The 18,394-nt window shown below is 75.1% G+C and carries 13 protein-coding genes; 2 read left to right on the top strand and 11 right to left on the bottom strand.

Annotated elements, in window-relative coordinates:
* Positions 1 to 26: 26 nt before the first annotated feature.
* Positions 27 to 1,163: a succinyldiaminopimelate transaminase gene (dapC, locus tag GD632_RS09710; RefSeq protein WP_226924784.1), complete on the bottom strand. Its 1,137-nt coding sequence runs from the start codon at positions 1,161 to 1,163 to the stop codon at positions 27 to 29.
* A gap of 1 nt (position 1,164) precedes the next feature.
* Positions 1,165 to 1,482: a ferredoxin gene (gene fdxA / locus GD632_RS09705; protein ID WP_110853646.1), complete on the bottom strand. Its 318-nt coding sequence runs from the start codon at positions 1,480 to 1,482 to the stop codon at positions 1,165 to 1,167.
* 116 nt (positions 1,483 to 1,598) lie between these two features.
* Between fdxA and GD632_RS09700 the strand changes: the two genes are divergently transcribed.
* On the top strand, positions 1,599 to 1,829 hold the full coding sequence (locus GD632_RS09700; protein WP_226924783.1) for a putative acetyltransferase: 231 nt from the start codon (positions 1,599 to 1,601) through the stop codon (positions 1,827 to 1,829).
* Between the two features lie 3 nt (positions 1,830 to 1,832).
* On the opposite strand, the gene GD632_RS09695 is transcribed toward GD632_RS09700, so the two are convergent.
* From GD632_RS09695 to typA, 4 genes are read right to left on the bottom strand one after another with little or no spacing between them, the layout of a single operon-like run.
* Complete coding sequence (locus GD632_RS09695; protein WP_152191496.1) at positions 1,833 to 3,575, bottom strand: VanW family protein; 1,743 nt, start codon at positions 3,573 to 3,575, stop codon at positions 1,833 to 1,835.
* A 42-nt stretch (positions 3,576 to 3,617) separates the two neighbouring features.
* Complete coding sequence (locus tag GD632_RS09690; protein ID WP_152191494.1) at positions 3,618 to 4,115, bottom strand: flavin reductase family protein; 498 nt, start codon at positions 4,113 to 4,115, stop codon at positions 3,618 to 3,620.
* Complete coding sequence (locus tag GD632_RS16005) at positions 4,112 to 5,602, bottom strand: PIG-L family deacetylase (RefSeq protein WP_193311427.1); 1,491 nt, start codon at positions 5,600 to 5,602, stop codon at positions 4,112 to 4,114. The genes GD632_RS09690 and GD632_RS16005 overlap by 4 nt, the downstream gene beginning before the upstream one ends.
* 37 nt (positions 5,603 to 5,639) lie before the next feature.
* Positions 5,640 to 7,547 (bottom strand): translational GTPase TypA, encoded by a 1,908-nt coding sequence (gene typA, locus GD632_RS09680; protein ID WP_152191492.1) that lies wholly within the window; start codon positions 7,545 to 7,547, stop codon positions 5,640 to 5,642.
* Between the two features lie 361 nt (positions 7,548 to 7,908).
* Here typA and GD632_RS09675 point away from each other — a divergent pair, with 361 nt between their 5' ends.
* Positions 7,909 to 8,949, top strand: coding sequence for a type IV toxin-antitoxin system AbiEi family antitoxin domain-containing protein (locus GD632_RS09675; protein WP_152191489.1), 1,041 nt, complete (start codon positions 7,909 to 7,911; stop codon positions 8,947 to 8,949).
* A 123-nt stretch (positions 8,950 to 9,072) separates the two neighbouring features.
* On the opposite strand, the gene GD632_RS09670 is transcribed toward GD632_RS09675, so the two are convergent.
* The 5 genes from GD632_RS09670 to GD632_RS16000 all read right to left on the bottom strand — a co-directional run bounded on the left by GD632_RS09670 (position 9,073) and on the right by GD632_RS16000 (position 18,394).
* Positions 9,073 to 9,753 (bottom strand): ABC transporter ATP-binding protein, encoded by a 681-nt coding sequence (locus GD632_RS09670; protein ID WP_226924782.1) that lies wholly within the window; start codon positions 9,751 to 9,753, stop codon positions 9,073 to 9,075.
* A complete protein-coding gene (locus GD632_RS09665) occupies positions 9,746 to 10,798 on the bottom strand; it encodes an ABC transporter ATP-binding protein (protein ID WP_152191487.1) in 1,053 nt (350 codons plus the stop codon). The genes GD632_RS09670 and GD632_RS09665 overlap by 8 nt, the downstream gene beginning before the upstream one ends.
* Before the next feature lie 80 nt (positions 10,799 to 10,878).
* A complete protein-coding gene (gene putP / locus GD632_RS09660; protein ID WP_152191484.1) occupies positions 10,879 to 12,384 on the bottom strand; it encodes a sodium/proline symporter PutP in 1,506 nt (501 codons plus the stop codon).
* 77 nt (positions 12,385 to 12,461) lie between these two features.
* Positions 12,462 to 15,254 (bottom strand): FtsX-like permease family protein, encoded by a 2,793-nt coding sequence (locus GD632_RS09655; protein ID WP_152191482.1) that lies wholly within the window; start codon positions 15,252 to 15,254, stop codon positions 12,462 to 12,464.
* The gene (locus GD632_RS16000; protein WP_193311426.1) at positions 15,251 to 18,394 is read right to left on the bottom strand and encodes an FtsX-like permease family protein; all 3,144 of its coding nucleotides are present in this window, start codon (positions 18,392 to 18,394) and stop codon (positions 15,251 to 15,253) included. Before GD632_RS16000 ends, GD632_RS09655 begins: the two co-directional genes overlap by 4 nt.

Genomic DNA, 18,394 nt, shown 5'->3' with positions numbered 1-18,394 from the left:
CACGGAGTGACCCGCGCCACGCCCCCTCAGGGCAGCAGCGGACCCGCGGAGAGCCGCTCCGCGGCGGCGGCGACCCGCTCGTCGCTCGCGGTGAGCGCGATGCGCACGTGCCGGGCACCCGCGGGCCCGTAGAACTCACCGGGCGCCGCGAGGATGCCGCGCTCCGCCAGGGCGGCGACGATCTCGCGGCAGTCCGCCTCCCCCGCGGTCGTGGCCCACAGGTACAGCCCGGCCTCGCTCTCCGGCGCGACGACCAGCCCGGCGGGCGCGCACGCGGCGAGCAGCACCTCGCGCCGGGCGCGGTAGCGCTCACGCTGCGCGGCGACGTGCTCGTCGTCGTCCATCGCGGCGGCGAGTGCCGCCTGGACGGGCGCAGGCATCATCATGCCGGCGTGCTTGCGCAGCTCGAGGAGCCGGCCCACGAGGGCGGGGTCCCCGGCCGCGAAGGCGGCGCGGTAGCCGGCGAGGTTGGACTGCTTGCTCGCCGAGTACAGGACGAGCAGGCCCTCGTGGCTGTCCCCGCACACGCGCGGGTCGAGGAGGCTGGGCACCCCCTCGGAGGCCCACGGCTCGGCCCAGCCGAGCTCGGCGTAGCACTCGTCGCTCGCGACGACGGCACCACGGGCCCGCGCCCACTCCACGACCTTGCGCAGGTGCTCGACGCCGAGCACCCGGCCGGTCGGGTTGGACGGGGAGTTGAGCCACACGAGCCGCACCGGACCGGGCCCGACGGCGGTGGTCGCGTCGGCCGGGAAGGCCTCGGCACCGGCCAGGCGCGCCCCCACGTCGTAGGTGGGGTAGGCGATCTGCGGGTGGACGACGACGTCCCCGGCTCCCAGCCCGAGCATGGCGGGGAGCAGGGCCACGAGCTCCTTGGAGCCGATGGTCGGCAGCACCTGCTCGGGGGTCAGGCCGGGCACGCCGCGACGGCGGGCGAACCACCCGGCGACCGACTCGCGCAGCCGGGCGGTGCCGTGCGTCGTCGGGTAGCCGGGTGAGTCGGCCGCGGCGACGAGCGCGTCACGGACCACCTGCGGGGTGGGGTCGACGGGGGTGCCGACCGAGAGGTCGACGATCCCGCCCGGGTGCGCCCGCGCCCGGTCCCGGGCGCCGGCGAGGCTGTCCCAGGGAAAGCTCGGCAGCGCGTCGCCGAACAGCGCCACCTCAGGCCTGCGGCGGGAGGGCGGCAACCAGCGGGTGGTCCCTGTCGATGAGACCCATCTTGGCCGCACCGCCCGGGGAGCCGATCTCGTCGAAGAAGTTGACGTTGGCGCCGTAGAAGGCCGACCACTGCTCAGGCGTGTCGTCCTCGTAGTAGATCGCCTCGACGGGGCACACGGGCTCGCAGGCGCCGCAGTCGACGCACTCGTCGGGGTGGATGTAGAGCATGCGCTTGCCCTCGTAGATGCAGTCCACGGGGCACTCGTCGACGCATGCCAGGTCCTTGACGTCCACGCAGGGCTGCGCGATGACGTAGGTCACGGTTCCCTCCCTCTGCGGCGTCGTCCCGCCGCCTGTTTGGTGCCCACCCAGTATCCCTCATCGGGCCGACCCCGCAGTGCGTCCCGCCCGCTGGACGGGCGGGGGACAATGGCCGGGTGAGACCTCTGTGGGCGGACTGGCCGGTGGGCACGCGCGTGGTGATCCGCTACCGCCGCGCCGAGGGCGGCTTCTCCGACGCGCTCGGTGACCTCGTCGCGGCCGACGACGCCGCCGCCGTCGTCCGCACGCGGCGCGGGCCCGTGCGGGTGGCGGCTGGCGACGCGGTCATCGGCAAGCCGGTCCCCCCGCCCCCGGCGCCGCGCGGGCGCCGGGGCGCCGACGCCTGAGGTCTAGTCGCCACTCGGGGCGGAGCCGCACACGACGCGGTCCCACGGGATGTAGCGCGTGGTCCACGAGTTGCGGTCGACCTCCGCGCCGTCGAGGGAGACGGTGCGCGTCACGGTCACGCTGAAGCCCGGCTCGGGCGAGTTGTGCGGCACGCAGCCCGGCGCGGAGTTGTAGACGGTCGAGGGCTGGGTGAAGTTGAACCGCTCGCTCGTGTCGCTCGTGACGTCGAAGTGCTCGGTGCCCCACAGCCGGACGTGGAGCCGCCCGCCGGACACCCAGGACTGGACGAGCGCGCCGTACGGCGTGGTGTTCGTCCAGCGCAGGTCGACGCTCGGGGTGAAGAGCGTGGCCTCGCGGCCCTCGGGGTAGCGCGGGTAGTGGTGGGAGTGGGTCTGGAACTGGTCGAGCTGCATGCCGGCGAAGAAGGCGGCGTTGAAGACCGTGGTGGAGACCTGGGACAGGCCACCGCCCATCCCGCTCGTCTCCAGACCGTCGACGACGACGCCCGAGGACACGAAGCCCCGTTCGGCGGTGATCGGCCCCAGGGCGTCGATGAGGCTGAAGGTCTCCCCCGGCTTGATCAGCGTGTTCGAGATCTTCTCCGCCCCGACGACGAGGTTGCGCGTGCGCTGGGCGTCGTTGTGGAACGGCGTGGAGAACTCCGAGACGACCTCGGTGACCCGGAGCGCCTCGGCGTCGGCGACCGTGAACTCGGGGGCGACCTCGACGAGCCGTGCCTCGGCGGTGCGGTCGGAGCCGGAGAGGGCGGCCGCGGCCACGGTCTCGACGAGGACCTCCTCGTCGACGTCCATGCCGGTCGCGCCCGGCACGATGGTGGGGCGACCGTCCTCGAGGACGATGCGGGCGTCACGGGCCTCGGTGCGCACCTCGGGGTCGAGCTCGAGGACGAGGTCGACGAGCGCCTCGCCGTCGAGCCGGAGCTCGAGGGCGCCGTCGTCGGTGGGCTCCAGGGTGGACACGGAGGTGAGGTGCGCGGGGGTGAGCTCGACGAGCCGGCCCTCGATGTCGACGGCCACCGGGGAGCGGGTGAGCGGGCGCGCGATCTCGTCCATCGCCGTCTGGACGGCGTCGGCGGTGATGGCGGGGGTGACCTCCTCGCTCGGCAGGACGAGCGGGCGCTCCCCGGTGAGCCACGTGTCGGCGACGACGTCGACGGCGGCGTCGACGTCGACGGACGTGCCGGCCACCGGCTCGGTCACCTGGGCCTCGCCGTCGGTGAGGGCGATGGCGCCGTCCACCGGGGCGACCGCGAGGGTCTCGGCCACCCGCTCGACCTCGGCGCGCAGCGCGTCCTCGTCCACCCGGACGACGGGCTCGTGGCTCTCGGTGCCGAACAGGTGGGCGACGACGCTGCGGGGGTCGAAGGACAGGCCCGCGAGCCGGTCGACGGTCGCGGCGGCGTCCAGCTCGAGACCCGCGGCGGCCGGGTCGAGGGTCGTCTCGTTGTCGGCGAGGGAGACCGGGACGGGATCGGTCGACGTCGCGGCGAGCGCCTCCTCGAGCCGCTCGGTCGCCTCCTGCGCGGTGAGGCCGCCGATGTCGACGCCGGCGACCGTCGCGCCGCGCGGCACGCGGTCACCGAGGTACCAGGCCGCGCCGGCGTAGCCGGCGAGCAGCAGGACGAGGACGACGACGGCGATGATCCACCCGCGGCGACGGCGTCGCGGGGTCTCCTCGGCGAAGTCGACGAGCAGCGAGTCGTCGGTCGACGTGTCCGTTCCCATACGTGTTTCCCTCCGGGCTCGCGTCAGGATACGACGCGCAGATCAGGCGTCCCCGAGCGGCCGCAGCCGCCCGAGGTAGTGGACGAGGGCACCGGTGGCGGTGCGGCCGAGCGTGGCGTCGAGGACCTCACCGACGACGACGTCGTGGTCGCCGGCGGTGCGGATCCAGTGGGTGCGGCACTCGAGCCAGCCCTGGGCCTGGTCGACGAGTGCGGCGCCGCTGAGGCGCCCGCGGCTGTGGTCGACGCCGATGAGCTGCCCGATGGCGGGCCGGCCCGGGCTGGCGAGGCGCTCGGCGGCAACCTTCGCGTCGGCGTCGAGGAGGCTCACCGCCCACGTGTCGACGTCGTCCAGCGCCTCGCGCAGGCGGGCGTCGGTGTGGACGCAGAAGAGGACCATCGGGGGCCGCAGGGACACCGAGGTGAGCGCGGTGGCCGTCATCGCGAGGTCGGTGGAGCCGTGGCGCAGGGATACCGCCGCGACTCCCCCGGCGAGGCGCTGCATGGTCGTGCGGTACCGCTCGACGAGCGCCTCGCTCATGTCCGCCTCCGGCGCGAGTGGTCGCCGAACCAGCGGGCCGGCAGGAGCGCCGCCGCCACGCACGCCAGGGGCGCGCCGAAGAGCCAGGCGTAGCTGATGACCTCGTTGGTGACGAGGACGTCACCGCCGGGGCGGAGGAAGGCCATGGCCTGGGTGACGCCGACGGCGGCGAGCGCGGCGAGCAGGAGCCCGCCGCCTCCCGCGATCGCCCGCGCCGCGACGGCCGCCGCGAGCACGCCGGCCAGCCCCAGGACGATGCCCGCGGGGAGGCCGTCGAGGGTGAAGCGGTGGACGACCGTCCCCAGCGCGCCCATGACGAGCCCGGCGAGGACCGAGACGAGGACACCGACCGTGCCGCCGCTCGCGACGAGCCGGCCGAGGGCGCCACGGCGGGGCTCGGCGGACGGGGTGGCGGCGGCCGTGCCGCCGCCGAGGGAGGCGTCGGCCGGGTGCTCGGAGAGGACCGGTGCGGGGGCGACGGGAGCCGACGACGGGACCGGGGTGGCGCCGTCGTCGTCCGCGCGGGTGAGGACCGCGGCGAGGGCGGAGGCGTCGGAGCCGGGGGCGGCACGCAGGTGGACACGGTCGAGGACCGGCACGAGCACCGCGTTGCTCAGCCCGAAGTACCCGACGAGGCGCTCACCGTCGATCGGCGCGACGGCCTGGACCTGGGTGCGGTGGTGGCGCAGGGCCGCGAGGACCTGCTCGGCGACCGGTCGCACGTCGACGGAGGCGGTGACCTCACCGGCGGGGACGGCGAGCGACGACATCTCCCCGGCGGGGTCGAGCACCGTGAGGACGGTGCCGTCCGGGGCGTGGCGGGGAGCGTGGCGGCCCAGGGTGTCGGCCAGCTCGGCGAGCGCCGCCCGCAGGTGGGACTCCTCCTGCGCCACCCACAGGACGGTCGGCACCGGCCAGGCGGCCAGGCCACCGAGCGGTTCGGCGGCGTCGGCGGCGATCTCGACCGCGCGGGCGGTGACGCGGTGCGCGTGGACGTGGTCGGGGTGCCCGTACCCACCGCCCGGCTCCTCGGTGAGCACCGCCGTCGGGCGCACGTGACGGATGACGACGGCCAGCAGCCCGGCGGCGACGTCGACGTCGAGGGTGCTGAAGGCGTCCGGGCCGGCGTCCTCGGCCGGTCCGGCGAGGCCGGGGCGGACCCACCGCATGCCGGAGTCGCGGATCCGCGCGGGCCGCCGCCCCTCGAGCGCGGGGACCTGGTCGAGGAAGAGGTGCCGGTGGGCGCCGAGCTCGGCGAGGGCGGCGGACAGCTCCGCCTCGCGGTGACGGGCCAGCTGCTCGTGGTCGGCGGCGAGGTGGGCGAGGTCCGGGGGGATCACCTCACCGCGCTCACCGCGCGTGCACGTGACGACGGAGACGTCGACGCCGGCGCGGGCGGCGAGCGCAAGCAGGCCACCCGCACCGATCGTCTCGTCGTCGGGGTGGGCGAAGACGGCGAGCAGCCGGTGCTCGGGTTGCGTCGTCATCACCCCATTCTTGCCCAGGCCGCCGTGCGGCCCGGTGTCAGGCGCGGCGCAGGCGGGCCGCCGCCTTGGCGCGCTCGGTCGCGTCGAGGACGACCTTGCGGATCCGGATGGACTCCGGCGTCACCTCGACGCACTCGTCGTTGCCGGCGAACTCGAGCGACTCCTCGAGGGTGAGCTTGCGCGGCGGGACGAGGTTCTCGAAGGAGTCCGACGACGCGGCGCGCATGTTCGTCAGCTTCTTCTCCTTGGTGATGTTGACGTCCATGTCGTCGACGCGGGAGTTCTCCCCGACGACCTGGCCCTCGTACACCGTGGAGGTGGGCTCGACGAAGAAGGAGCCACGCTCCTGGAGGTTGATCATCGCGAAGGGGGTGACCGAGCCGGCGCGGTCGGCGACCATCGAGCCGTTCGTGCGCAGCTCGATGGGGCCGTGCCACGGCTCGTAGCCCTCGGCGATCGAGGACGCGATGCCGGTGCCGCGCGTCTCGGTGAGGAAACGGGTGCGGAAACCGATGAGCCCGCGGGCGGGGACGACGAACTCCATGCGCACCCAGCCGGTGCCGTGGTTCGTCATCGTCTCCATGCGGCCCTTGCGCTGGGCGAGGAGCTGGGTGACGGCCCCGAGGAACTCCTCGGGCACGTCGATGGTCATCCGCTCCATCGGCTCGTGGACCTTGCCGTCGACGGTCTTGGTGACGACCTGCGGCTTGCCGACGGTGAGCTCGAAGCCCTCGCGGCGCATCTGCTCGACGAGGATCGCCAGGGCGAGCTCACCACGGCCCTGGACCTCCCAGGCGTCCGGGCGATCGGTGGGGAGGACCTTGAGCGAGACGTTGCCGATGAGCTCACGGTCGAGGCGGTCCTTGACCTGGCGGGCGGTGACCTTGGCGCCCTTGACCTTGCCGGCCAGCGGGGAGGTGTTGATGCCGATGGTCATCGAGATGGCGGGGTCGTCGACCGTGATGAGGGGCAGCGGACGCGGGTCCTCGAGGTCGACGAGCGACTCACCGATCGTGATGTCCTCGATGCCGGCGACGGCGACGATGTCACCGGCGTGGGCGGCCTCGGCGGGCACCCGGGTGAGGGCCTCAGTCTTGAGCAGCTCGGAGATGCGGACCGGCTTCACGGTGCCGTCGCGGCGGGCCCAGCCCACGCTCTGGCCCTTGCGGAGCTCACCGTTGAAGATGCGCAGCAGCGCGAGGCGGCCGAGGAACGGCGAGGCGTCGAGGTTCGTGACGTGCGCCTGGAGGGGGGCGCCCTCGTCGTAGGTCGGGGCGGGGATGTTCTCGAGGATCGTCGCGAAGAGCGGCTCGAGGTCGTCGTTGTTCGGCAGCTCGCCGTCGAGGGGCTGGTCGAGGGAGGCGCGACGGGCCTTGGCGGAGGCGTAGACGACCGGGACGTCGAGGACGGCGTCGAGGTCGAGGTCGGGGACCTCGTCGGCGAGGTCGCTGGCCAGGCCCAGGAGCAGGTCGGTGGACTCGGCGACGACCTCGGTGATGCGGGCGTCGGGGCGGTCGACCTTGTTGACGACGATGATGACCGGGAGCTTCGCGGCCAGCGCCTTGCGCAGGACGAAGCGGGTCTGGGGCAGGGGGCCCTCGCTCGCGTCGACCAGGAGGACGACGCCGTCGACCATCGACAGGCCGCGCTCGACCTCGCCACCGAAGTCGGCGTGGCCAGGGGTGTCGATGACGTTGATGGTCACTCCGTCGGGGGCGCCGAGGGCCGCGGCTGCGGGGCCGCGGTAGTTGACCGTCGTGTTCTTCGCGAGAATGGTGATGCCCTTCTCGCGCTCGAGGTCACCTGAGTCCATCGCCCGCTCGTCGACGTGCTGGTGGTCCCCGAAGGCGCCCGACTGCCAGAGCATGGCGTCGACCAGCGTGGTCTTGCCGTGGTCGACGTGGGCGACGATCGCGACGTTGCGCAGGTCGGAACGAACGGGCATACGCGGAGCTCCTCCGGTGAAGGGGTGCCCGGGCGGCGCCGGCATCGCTCGCAGAGCGGGAACGGTGCGCCGAGTGACGGGCAGGATTGGCACCCGAGGCCCGAGTGCCGCCGGTAAATTCTACAACCGCCAAGCCCGAACACCAGAAGGTGTGACCGACCTTACGGCCGGCTCGGCATCCCCTTCACGCGTGCGTCGCCCTTTCCGATCGTGCGTCGCACTTTCCAGCGCCCTTGTCGGAGTGAAAGGTGCGACCCACCGAGCGTGGACGGTGCTCCACGCTGCACACTCGCACCGCCCCGCTCCACCGGACGAGGGTGACCCGGCGGCACGGCTCGAGCCCGCACGGCACCGTCACTCCATGGCCGTCGCCCTGGGCCCCCAGCCGCTCCCCCGCGTCACGCTGAGCCGTGACTTCGGTGCCAACGCCACGCGTGAGGCGAGACGAGCCGGTCTCGTCCAGGTCTGCCACGGCGCCTTCGTCGAGCCCCTCGCCGACACGAGCACATGGGCCGAGGCCGATCACCTGGCGCGCGCCCGTGTCGCCGCAGCGGCGCGGCGCCTGACCGGAGGCGCCGTCCTCAGCCACGAGTCGGCCGCCCTCGTCCACGGCCTGTGGCTTCTCCGGGCGCCGGACCAGGTCCACGTGACGCAGGAGTACCGGCCTCGGCGGCAGAGCGTCGCCCTCGTGCGGCATGCGGGCGCGCTGCCGGCCGAGGAGGTCACGGAGGTCGACGGCCGGACGGTGACGTCGGTGGAGCGGACGATCGTCGACTGCGCCAAGAAGCTCCACCCGCGCGATGCCCTCGTCGTCGCCGACAGTGGCATGCGTCTGCTCCTCCAGCCTCGGCGCAACCGCAGGGACGAGGGCGCCGACCGGATGGAGTCCCTCCGCGCCCGGCTGCTGGCGATGGTCGAGCAGGGCGCGCGCCATGGCCGAGTCCGGGCCCGGGCCGTGCTCACCCACGCCGATCCGCTCTCCGAGTCTCCGTACGAGACGGTCATCCGATGGATCGCGGTCTCCCTCGGGCTGCCACCTCCGGTCCTGCAGGCGCGCTTCGACGTGCGTGGACGCACCTACTACACCGACCTGTGCTGGGAGTTCGCCATCGAGGTCGACGGCACGTGGTTCCGCCTGCAGCTGCTCGTGGAGTACGACGGCGAGGTGAAGTACGTCGTCGAGGGGCCCCTCACGGCGGCGACAGCGCGGGAGGTCTCGACGGTGGTGGTCGCGGAGAAGCGCCGTGAGGACGATCTGCGCAGCATGCCGCACACGCAGGTCATCCGGTTCGACAAGAAGGACGCCTACCGGGAGGAGGCGACGTTCCGTCGGCTCTGCGCGTCGCTGCCGCCCTCCTACGTCGCGAGCCTGCACCCCGTCCCCGCACTGCTGGGTCCCTAGGGGATTCGCATGCGTCGCACTTTCCGCTCACTTCGCAATGTCGAGAAGTGCGACCCGTGATCGAGAAGTGCGACCCAAGCCGAGGGGAAGGTCGGCGAGCCGAGGCCCGCCCGGCCCGGGGGCTTAGGGCACGGGGTGGCCGTCTCTCAGCTCGACGACCGTGTCGGCGCGCTGCATGAGGACGGGGTCGTGGGTGGAGACGACGGCGGCGAGGCCGCGGGCGTGGGTGAGGTCCTGGAGGAGCTCCATGATCGTGGCCGCGGTGCGGGAGTCGAGCTGGCCGGTGGGCTCGTCGGCGATGAGGACCTCCGGCTCGGCGACGAGGGCCCGGGCGATGCCGACGCGCTGCTGCTGGCCGCCGGACAGCTCGTAGGGTCGCTGGCGCACGTGGCCGGCGAGCCCGACGAGCTCCAGCGCGCCCGCCACCCGCTCCTCACGCTCGGCCGGGTCGACCTCGAGGAGCCGCAGCGGCACCTCGACGTTCTCCGCTGCCGAGAGCACGGGGATGAGACCGAAGGACTGGAAGACGTAGCCGATCCGCGTGCGGCGCACCTCGAGGACGTCCTTCTCCGGCAGGGCGGACAGCTCGCGTCCGTCACCGAGGAGCACCCGCCCGCTCGTGGGCCGGTCCAGCCCGCCGAGCAGGTTGAGGAGGGTCGTCTTGCCCGACCCCGACGGCCCGCGCACGACGACGAGCTCGCCGCGGGTCACCTTCATGCTCACGTCCGTGAGCGCGTGGACCTCCCCCGCGCCGGTCGTGAACACCCGGCTCACCGCCTCGGCGGCCAGCAGTGCCTCAGCCACCGGTGCCCTCCCCGCGCAGGTCGCGGCGGCGCAGGCGTCGGGACGACGCCGCCGTCGCGTCGCCCGACGATGGTGCCGGGCCCGCCGGTCGCGCGCCGCCCTGGGGCGTCGCGCCCGAGCCCACCGGCACGTCCGCCCCGCCGGCCGGCTCCGGGTCCGCCCGCCCCACGCCGTCGGGCCACACCCCGACGTGGTCGGTCTCCAGCGCCAGGCGCACCCGCTCGCGCAGGTCGAGGGCGGTGACGAAGTCCTCGGGCAGCTGGAGGCGCCCGGTGCGGTCGAGGACGGCGAACTCCTCCGCGACGTGCACCTCGGCGCCGGAGTCGTCGCGCTCGGTACGTCGCAGCACCTCGGTGGAGGTGCGTCCGTCGCGGATCTGCACGGTCCGGCGCACGTGCTCCGACACGGTGGGGTCGTGGGTGACGACGAGGACGGTGACACCCAGGCGCTCGGACGCCCCGCGCAGCGCCTCGAGCACCTCGGCGCTCGTCGCGTCGTCGAGCTCGCCGGTGGGCTCGTCGGCGAGGAGGACGCGCGGGGAGTTGGCCAGCGCGACGGCGATCGCGGTGCGCTGCTGCTCCCCGCCGCTCATCTGCTCGGGCCGGCGGTCGCGGCAGTGCTCGATCCCGAGGAGCCCGAGCAGCTCCTCCACCCGCTCCGCGCGCGCCTTCGCGCCGGCCAGGACGAGTGGGACGGCGATGTTCTCCGCCGCGGTGAGGTAGGGCAGGAGGTTGCGCGAGGTCTGCTGCCACACGAAGCCGACGGTGTGCCGCTGGTAGTGCACCCGGTCCGCGCGGCCCATGGCGCCGATGTCGGTGCCGGCGACGACGGCGCTGCCGCCCGTGGGCCGGTCGAGCCCCGACAGGATGCTGAGGAGGGTCGACTTCCCCGACCCGGACGCGCCGACGATCGCGACGACGTCACCGCGCTCCACGCGCAGGTCCAGCCCCTGCAGCGCCTGCACCTCCACCCCCTCGGTGGAGAAGATCCGCACGAGCCCGTGACACAGGATGTCGGGCTCACGGGCCTGCTCGGTCATCGTCATGCGCACCTCGTCACTGTCGTCCGTCCGGTCGCAGGCGCCATCGTCTCACCGCCCGCGTGCCCACCGTGCCGGTCCGCGGGTCATGCCGCCGGGGCCCGCCTCGCCCCCCGGGCCGCCGCGGCGAACTCCCGCTCCATCTCCTCGTTCGGCTGGTGGGTGAGCCTGCTGACGACGACGGCGACGAGCAGGTTGGCGAGGAAGCCGGGCACGATCTCGTACAGCGTCGCGCCGAGGATCTGCGGCCCGAGCTGCTTCCACAGGATGACCGTCACGGCCCCCGTCACCATGCCGGCGAGCGCCCCCCAGGTGCTGAGCCGGCGCCAGAAGAGGCTGAGGAGGATCGCCGGGCCGAAGGAGGCGCCGAACCCCGCCCAGGCGAAGGCCACCAGGCCCAGGATCGTGTCGGTCGGGTTGAGCGCGAGCACGGTGGCGACGACCGCCACCGCGAGGACGGCCACCCGCCCGAGGACGACGAGGTTGCGCGGCGAGGCGTCCTTGCGGACGATCCGGTAGAGGTCCTCGACGAAGGCCGAGGAGCACACGATGAGCTGGCTGGAGACGGTGCTCATGATCGCGGCGAGGGCGGCCGCGAAGATCGCGCCGACGAGCAGCGGGTGCAGCAGGGCCTGCGACAGCGCCAGCACCACCTGCTCCGGGTCCCCCAGGTCCAGGCCGATGCGGTTGACGTAGGCGATGCCGAGGAGGCCGGTCACCACCGCGCCGACCAGCGAGATGACCATCCAGCCGATCCCGATCCGCCGCGCCCGGCCCGCCGAGAGGGCGTCGCGCATCGCCATGAAGCGCACGATGATGTGCGGCTGGCCGAAGTAGCCCAGGCCCCACGCGAGCGCCGAGACCACACCCACGACCGAGGCCCCCGTGAGCCCGGCGCCCGCCAGCGGTGACAGCCGCGCGGGGTCCACCTCGCGGATCCCCTCGAGCGCCTCCCCGACCCCGCCGAGCGAGACGACCACGACGACCGGCACGACCAGCAGCGCGATCATCATCATCGTGCCCTGGACGACGTCGGTGAGCGAGGCGCCGAGGAAGCCGCCGATGAGCGTGTAGGCCAGCGTGACCGCGGCGACGATGAGCATGCCCGTGCGGTAGGGGGTGTCGAAGGCGACCTCGAAGAACACCCCGCCGGCGACCATCATCGAGGAGACGTAGAAAGTGAAGAACACGAGGACGATGGCGCCGGACGCCACGCGCAGCGACCGCGAGGTGTCGTGCAGGCGGTTCTCGAAGAAGCTCGGGATGGTGATCGAGTTCTTCGCGGTCTCCGTGTACGAGCGCAGCCGCGGTGCCACGAGCCGCCAGTTGAAGTAGGCGCCGATGGTGAGCCCGACGGCGATCCACCCCTCGATGAGCCCGCTGACGTAGATGGCGCCCGGCAGCCCCATCATGAGCCAGCCGGACATGTCCGAGGCGCCGGCGCTGAGGGCCGCCGTCGTCGGCGACAGCCTGCGCCCGCCGAGCATGTAGTCCTCGTGGCCGCTCGTGCGGCGGTAGGCGTAGTAGCCGATCGCGAGCATCACGACGAAGTACGCGACCAGGGCGATGAACTGGTAGGTGCGGTCAGCCATCGTCGTCTCCTCCCCGAGGGCACCGTGCCCCCAGTGTGTGGCACGCGCCACAGACACACCCGCCGGGGCAGGCGGCGTCAGGTCTCCTCGCCCATCCGCAGCTCGCTCGCGACGTCGGCCCGGCTGCTCACCACGGTGGAGACGAGCACCGCCAGCGCCGTCACGGCCACCACCCCGCCCAGCACCCCGCCGACGACGAGCGGGTCGACGACCAGCCCGGGCTGCTCCTGCCCGCCGGTGAGCGCGCGCAGGTCCATTCCGCCGAGCAGGACCCACGGCACGAGCACCCCGAGGACCCCGCCGGCGAGCACCGACACCGCGGCCAGCGGCACGAGCTCCCAGGCGACGATCCCGCGTGCCCGCCGCCGGTCCAGCCCGAGCGTCCGCAGCACCGCGAGCAGCCGCGCGCGAGCCGGGGCGCCGACGAGCTGGGTCATGACGACGGCGACGACGACGAGCCCCAGGCTCAGGACGACGGCGACCGTCAGGGCCGCATTCATCCCGCCGGCCATCGGCGAGGAGAGGAAACCGCTCGCGTCGCCCGCCGGGTTCTGCGCCAGCGCGACGGGCTCGACCTCCCGGATGCGCTCGAGCACGGCCGTCGGGTCCGCGCCGTCGGCGACGTCCACGAGCGCGGTGCGGGGCAGCACGGCCCGCTCGGTCGCGGTGGCGAAGGCGGCGGCGTCGACGACGACGTCCCCCGTCGTGCCGGCGCCGGCGAGCCGCTCGACCGTCCCGACCACCTCGAGCGCCACCCCGTCCCCGACGGCGGCCCGCACCGTGTCCCCGACCTCGGCCCCGAGCGCCTCGGCCGCCGCCGCGGACAGCACCGCGGGAACGGCGTCACCCGCGGCCGCGGGCAGGTCCGCGGGGAGGTGGTCGATCCCCACGCCGTCGGCCTGGACGGCGCGCACCGCGGCGAGGTCGGTGACGGCGAGGTCCAGCCGCTCCCCCGACACGCTGACGGTGCCGGCGTCCCCGATCGTCGCCACCCCGGCGACGCCCGGCACCGCGGCGATCGCGGCGGCCTGGTCGTCGTCGATCACCGGGCCGGAGAGGCGCAGGTCGGCGCCCACCGACTGCCAGGCCGTCGCCTGCACGCCGGTGCTGATCGTCGAGCCCAGGACCGCGGAGAACATCGCGACCGAGACGCCGATGACGAGCGCGACGGCGGGGACGAGGCCGCCGGAGGGGTCGCGGACCGCGCGCGCCGAGCCGAGGAACGCCGTGACGCCGCGCCGGCGGCGCAGCATCCCGGCCAGCGCGCGGACCGGCAGCGGGTACACGCGCAGGACGACGACGCATGTCGCCCCCGCCAGCAGGAGCGGCACCCCGGTGAGGAGGACGTCGGTCGCCCCGGTGCCGGGCACGACGCCGCGCTGGACGAGGAGGACGACCGCGACGGCGGTGAGGGCGAGCAGCACCGCCTCGGCGACCCACCGCCACCGGCCGGGCCGGCCCCCGAGGTCCGTGCGGCCCTCGCGCAGGCCGCGTGGGGAGGTGCTGACGGCGAGCAGGACGGCGGGGACGAGGGCGAGGGCGCCGGTGACGGCGAGGTCGGCCGGTGCGGTGCGCCCCGGCAGGAGGAGCACCGCGAGCAGTGCCCCGACGGCTGCTGCGGGCACGCCGAGGACGAGGCCCTCGAGAGCGAGCACGGACCTCAGCTGCCGCCCCGACCCGCCGCGCGCCGACAGGAGCGCCAGCCCGGGCCGTCGGCGCGCGACGAGCAGCCGCGCCGCCAGGAGGAGCACCGCGAGGGTCACCCCGAGCGGGCCGACCGCGATGACGGTGAGCACGGTCGAGGTGATCGCCTGCTGCTGCCGGACCCGGTCGAGCACCTCCCCCAGCCCGCTGGCGAAGCGGACCTCCGGTGCGGCCTCCGCCTGCCCGCCGTCGCCCAGGGGCTGGGGGGTGGTGAAGCGGACGAGCTGGGCGGCGGCGGCGTCGACGTCGTCGGCCGTCAGCGCCGCGACGGGGACGGGGAACACCATCTGGGTGCGGTAGCTGCCGACGTGGGCGGGGAAGCCGGGCGGCAGCTGCCCGTCCCAGGAGGGGGCGAGGTAGGCAGCCGCGGTGGCGGAGGTGCCGAGGTTGAGGTCGTCGACGACGTGCGGCTCGGCGGAGTACAGGGCGTGGTCCCAGTGGTCCGCGCCGGGGTCGGTCACCTCGTAGGTGCCGGTGAGCAGCGCCGGGACGGTGTTGCCGGCGAAGCGCCGCTCCGCGCCGACCTCCCACTCGAGCACCTCGGCCGCCGGCGCGGACAGGACGAGCTCCAGAGGCCCGCTGGCCGCGATGGCGGCGTCGACGAGCGCGGCCTCCTCGTCCAGGGTGAGGAGGACGCGCTCGGCGTCGGTGAGCCCGGCGAAGGGGTCGACGGGGACGGGCGGCTCGGGCCAGCGTCCGGCGACGACCCTCACCCGGTCCCCCAGCTGGGGGTCGACGGTGAGGCGCAGCAGCTGCCGGCCGATGACCGGGTCGGGCGGGGGCACGACCTCCGCCGGCTCGCTCTGCACCCAGAAGCTCGGGTCGCCGAGCAGGCTGCGCAGCGGCTCCGGCTGGGCGGCGCGCAGCTCCTCGAGCGCGACGTGGATCCCGCCGAGGCTCGCCTCGACGTCCGGCGGGTAGGGCGTGGAGCCCGGCGGGGGCGGGTCCAGGCGCGGCCACACCGAGGGCAGGACGCCGACGACGTCGCGGGACAGCGGGCTCGCCCCGGCGACCTCGTGGGTGACCTGGCGGTCGTCGACGCCGGTGAGCAGCCGCGGCCACGCCGTGACGACGCCGGCGACGAGGAGGACGAGCAGCGCGAGCGCGACCGGCACCGCGCGGTGGGCGGTGGCCTGGCGGCGCGCGAGGCCGAGGAGACCGGTCACCGCACCTCCTCCCGGTACTCCGCGTCCAGCGCCTGGGCCCGCACGCGAGCCGCGAGCACCGCGGCGACGACGGCGAGACCCCCGGCGAGCAGGGCGAGCACCGCGAGCCCCGGGAGGAGGTCGAGCCGGCCGCCCAGCGGCAGCGGCGAGGGCTGGGTCGCGGCGGCCCGCGCGAGCGTCGGCACGAGGAGGACCGAGGCCGCCCACCCGGCGAGGACGCCGAGGACGACGCCGAGCCCGCCCACCCCGAGCAGCTCGGCCACCCGGGTGCGGGCCTGCGCGGCCGGTGGCACGCCGAGCGCGCGCAGCACGACGACCTCGCTGCGCCGCTCCCGGGTGAGCGCGAGGACGACGGCCGCCACCCCGGTGAGGGCGAGGAGGGCGGCACCCGCGGCGACGATCCAGAAGGTGTGACGCACGGACCCGGCCGAGTCGGTGAGGCCGTCCCCCGCCACCTCGACGTCGGCCTCCCGGCCCGCGATCGCGCCCGCCGCCGCGGCGACGTCGACGGGGTCGACCCCCTCCGCGACGGTGAGCCACACCTGGCCCGGGAGCACCGGGCGCTCCTGGCGCCCGAGCACGTGGGCGCCGAGCGCGGCGAGGTCGAGGAGGACGGCGTCCTCGTCCAGGCCGCCCGGGACGGCGTCGACGACGGCGCTCACCTCGAGGTCGACCGCGGTCCCACCCATGGTCACGGCGGCCGTGTCTCCCACGGCGAGGTCCGCCGTCGTGGCGAGGTGGGAGGTGACGGCCGCGGGGACGGCCGCGGCACCGCCGTCGGGCACGAACCGGACCGTGACGTCCTCGGTCCCCGCGAACGTGCCCCGCGCGCCGACCACGCCGACCGGCTCGAGACCGGGTGTGGCCAGGGTCTGCTGCCAGGGCGCAGGCCCGAGGTCGACCGCGGCGCCGTCGGCGGTGAGGGAGGTGAGCTCCACCGCCAGGTCGTAGCCGACGAACGGCCCGGTAGCGGCGACGTCGAGCGCGACGAGCCGGTGCTCGGAGGTGGCGGGCAGCTCCAGCCGCAGCGTGTGCTCGGTGGACTCGGGCCCGAGGAGCCCGCCCTCGCCGAAGGGTTCGGCCGGGAGGCGCCCGCCGTCGAGCATGCTCAGCCCGCCGTCCGGGTCTGCCACCCAGGCCACGACGCCGAGTCCGTGGTCCCCCGCGCGCTGCCGGTCCCGGTCCTCCTCGAGGAGCTCGTCGGCCTCCTCCTCGGTGACGCCCAAGGCCTCGACGTAGTACTCCCGGGCGGACTCGAGCATCACCTCCTCCGCCTCCCGCGCCGCGGCGGACAGCCCGAGCCGCGCCCGGAGCGTGAGGTCGAGGGTCCGCGTCCCGGCCGGCAGGGCCGTGCCCCACGCGCCGGGTGCGAGTCCGGTGACGGCGTCACCGGGCACGCGCGCGACCTCCGCGAGGCGCGCGGTGTCCAGCGCCGTCACGGCGAGCGGCAGCTCACCGAACGTGCCGGTGGCGCGCAGGACGCTGCCGGCGCTGCGGACCCCGGCGATCTCGCGATACGGGGCGGCCGAGACGGCCTGCGGCTCACGGGCGGTGGAGGGCGCCGGCACGGTGACGCGCACGTCGGTGCCGGTGGCGAGCGCGGCGACGTGCTCGCGCTGGACGGCGGTGGCACCGGCGAAGGAGGAGGCGACGGTCGTCGTGCCGACGGCGAGGACCACGAGGACGAGCGGGACGGCGTAGGCCCGCACGCGGCGGGAGACCTGGCGGGCGGCGAGGACGCCGGGCAGGGCCCGTCCCCGCTCCCGCGCCCGGGCGGCGCCGCGGGTGAGCGGGCCGAGCAGCGCGAGCGCGAGCACGGCGAGGAAGGCGAGCACGGCCCCCAGGGACACGACGGCGAGCACGTCCGCCCCGCCGTCGTCGATGAGGGGGGTGCCGTGCCGGAGCAGCTGCCAGGCGGACAGCGCCGCCGCGGCACCGGTGAGCACGACCGTCCCGGCGGCCGCGGCACCGCGGAGCCGGCCGGAGCGGTCGGTGACCATCCGGCGGGCGGTGCCCCGCGCGCGCAGGCCGGCCACGACCGTGCCGGTCACGACGGTGAGGACGACGACGGCGGCGCCCGTCGTGACGATGACCCCGCGCTGCGCGGCCCCGCCGTCCAGCCGGCCCACGACGACGGCGGCCACCACCGTGCCGACCGCGCCACCGACGACGGCGACGACGGCGAGCTCGACCGCCGACCACACCGTCACCTGCCGGGCCGCCGCCCCGCGCGCGACGAGGATCTCGGTCTCGCGGTCGCGCGTCTGCCCGAGCAGGCGCACGACCTGGACGAGGGCGACGAGGGAGACCACCGCGAGGAGCGCGACCGGCACGAGCCCGACGGCGGCGGCCGTCGCGGTCGCGTCCACGAGGTCGTCGACGGTGGCGGCGAGATCCCCGGTCACGGACAGACCGCGGACCGCGACGGCGTCGTCTCCCAGGGCGTAGTCGAGGCGCGCGAGACCGTCGGCGAGGGCCGGGAGGTCCGCGACGGTGAGCGACTCCACGCGCGGGTGGACCGTCCAGCGGACGAAGGGCGCGCTGACGACGTCGCGGACCGTGGCCGCACCGGTGAGGAGCGGGCCGACCGCGTCCTCGGTGTGCGGGTCGGTGAACCAGGCACGCTCGTCACCGGTGCGCCACGTGCCGGACACGGTGAGCGTGGCGCCGTCGACGACGAGCTCCGCGCCCGTCCCCAGACCCGCCGCGGCGGCGTCCTGCTCGGGCACGAGCACCTCACCCGAACCGGGCGCCGCGCCGTCGGCGAGGACCACGCCGTCGCCGGCGGGAAGCTCCGCGAGGACGACGCGCAGCTGCTGCCCGCCCGCCTCCGCGCCGAGCGCCTCGCTCCACAGCGTGCGGGCCACGTCGGTGCCGGGGCCGAGGAGCGTGGCGACGGTGTCGCGCACGGCCGCGTCCTGCGCCTCCGGATCCGCGGCGAGCCGGGTCTGGACCTGGACCCCGGCGTCGCTCGGCGCCGCCTCGGCGAGCGTCGCGCGCACCGTGGCGACCCCCGCCGCCCGCGTGTAGCCGATGCTGCCGGCGAGGATCGCGGCGACGGTCGCGGTGAGGACGAGCAGGGTGAGGAGGGCGCCCCGCTGTGCACGGCCGCGCCGCAGCAGGAGACGGGGCGCCCTCAC

It is taken from the genome of Georgenia satyanarayanai (genome assembly GCF_009193135.1).
Classification (GTDB): Bacteria; Actinomycetota; Actinomycetes; order Actinomycetales; family Actinomycetaceae; genus Oceanitalea; species Oceanitalea satyanarayanai.
Note: the sequence above shows the minus strand (reverse complement) of the source record. Positions and strands in the feature narration are given on the sequence as shown.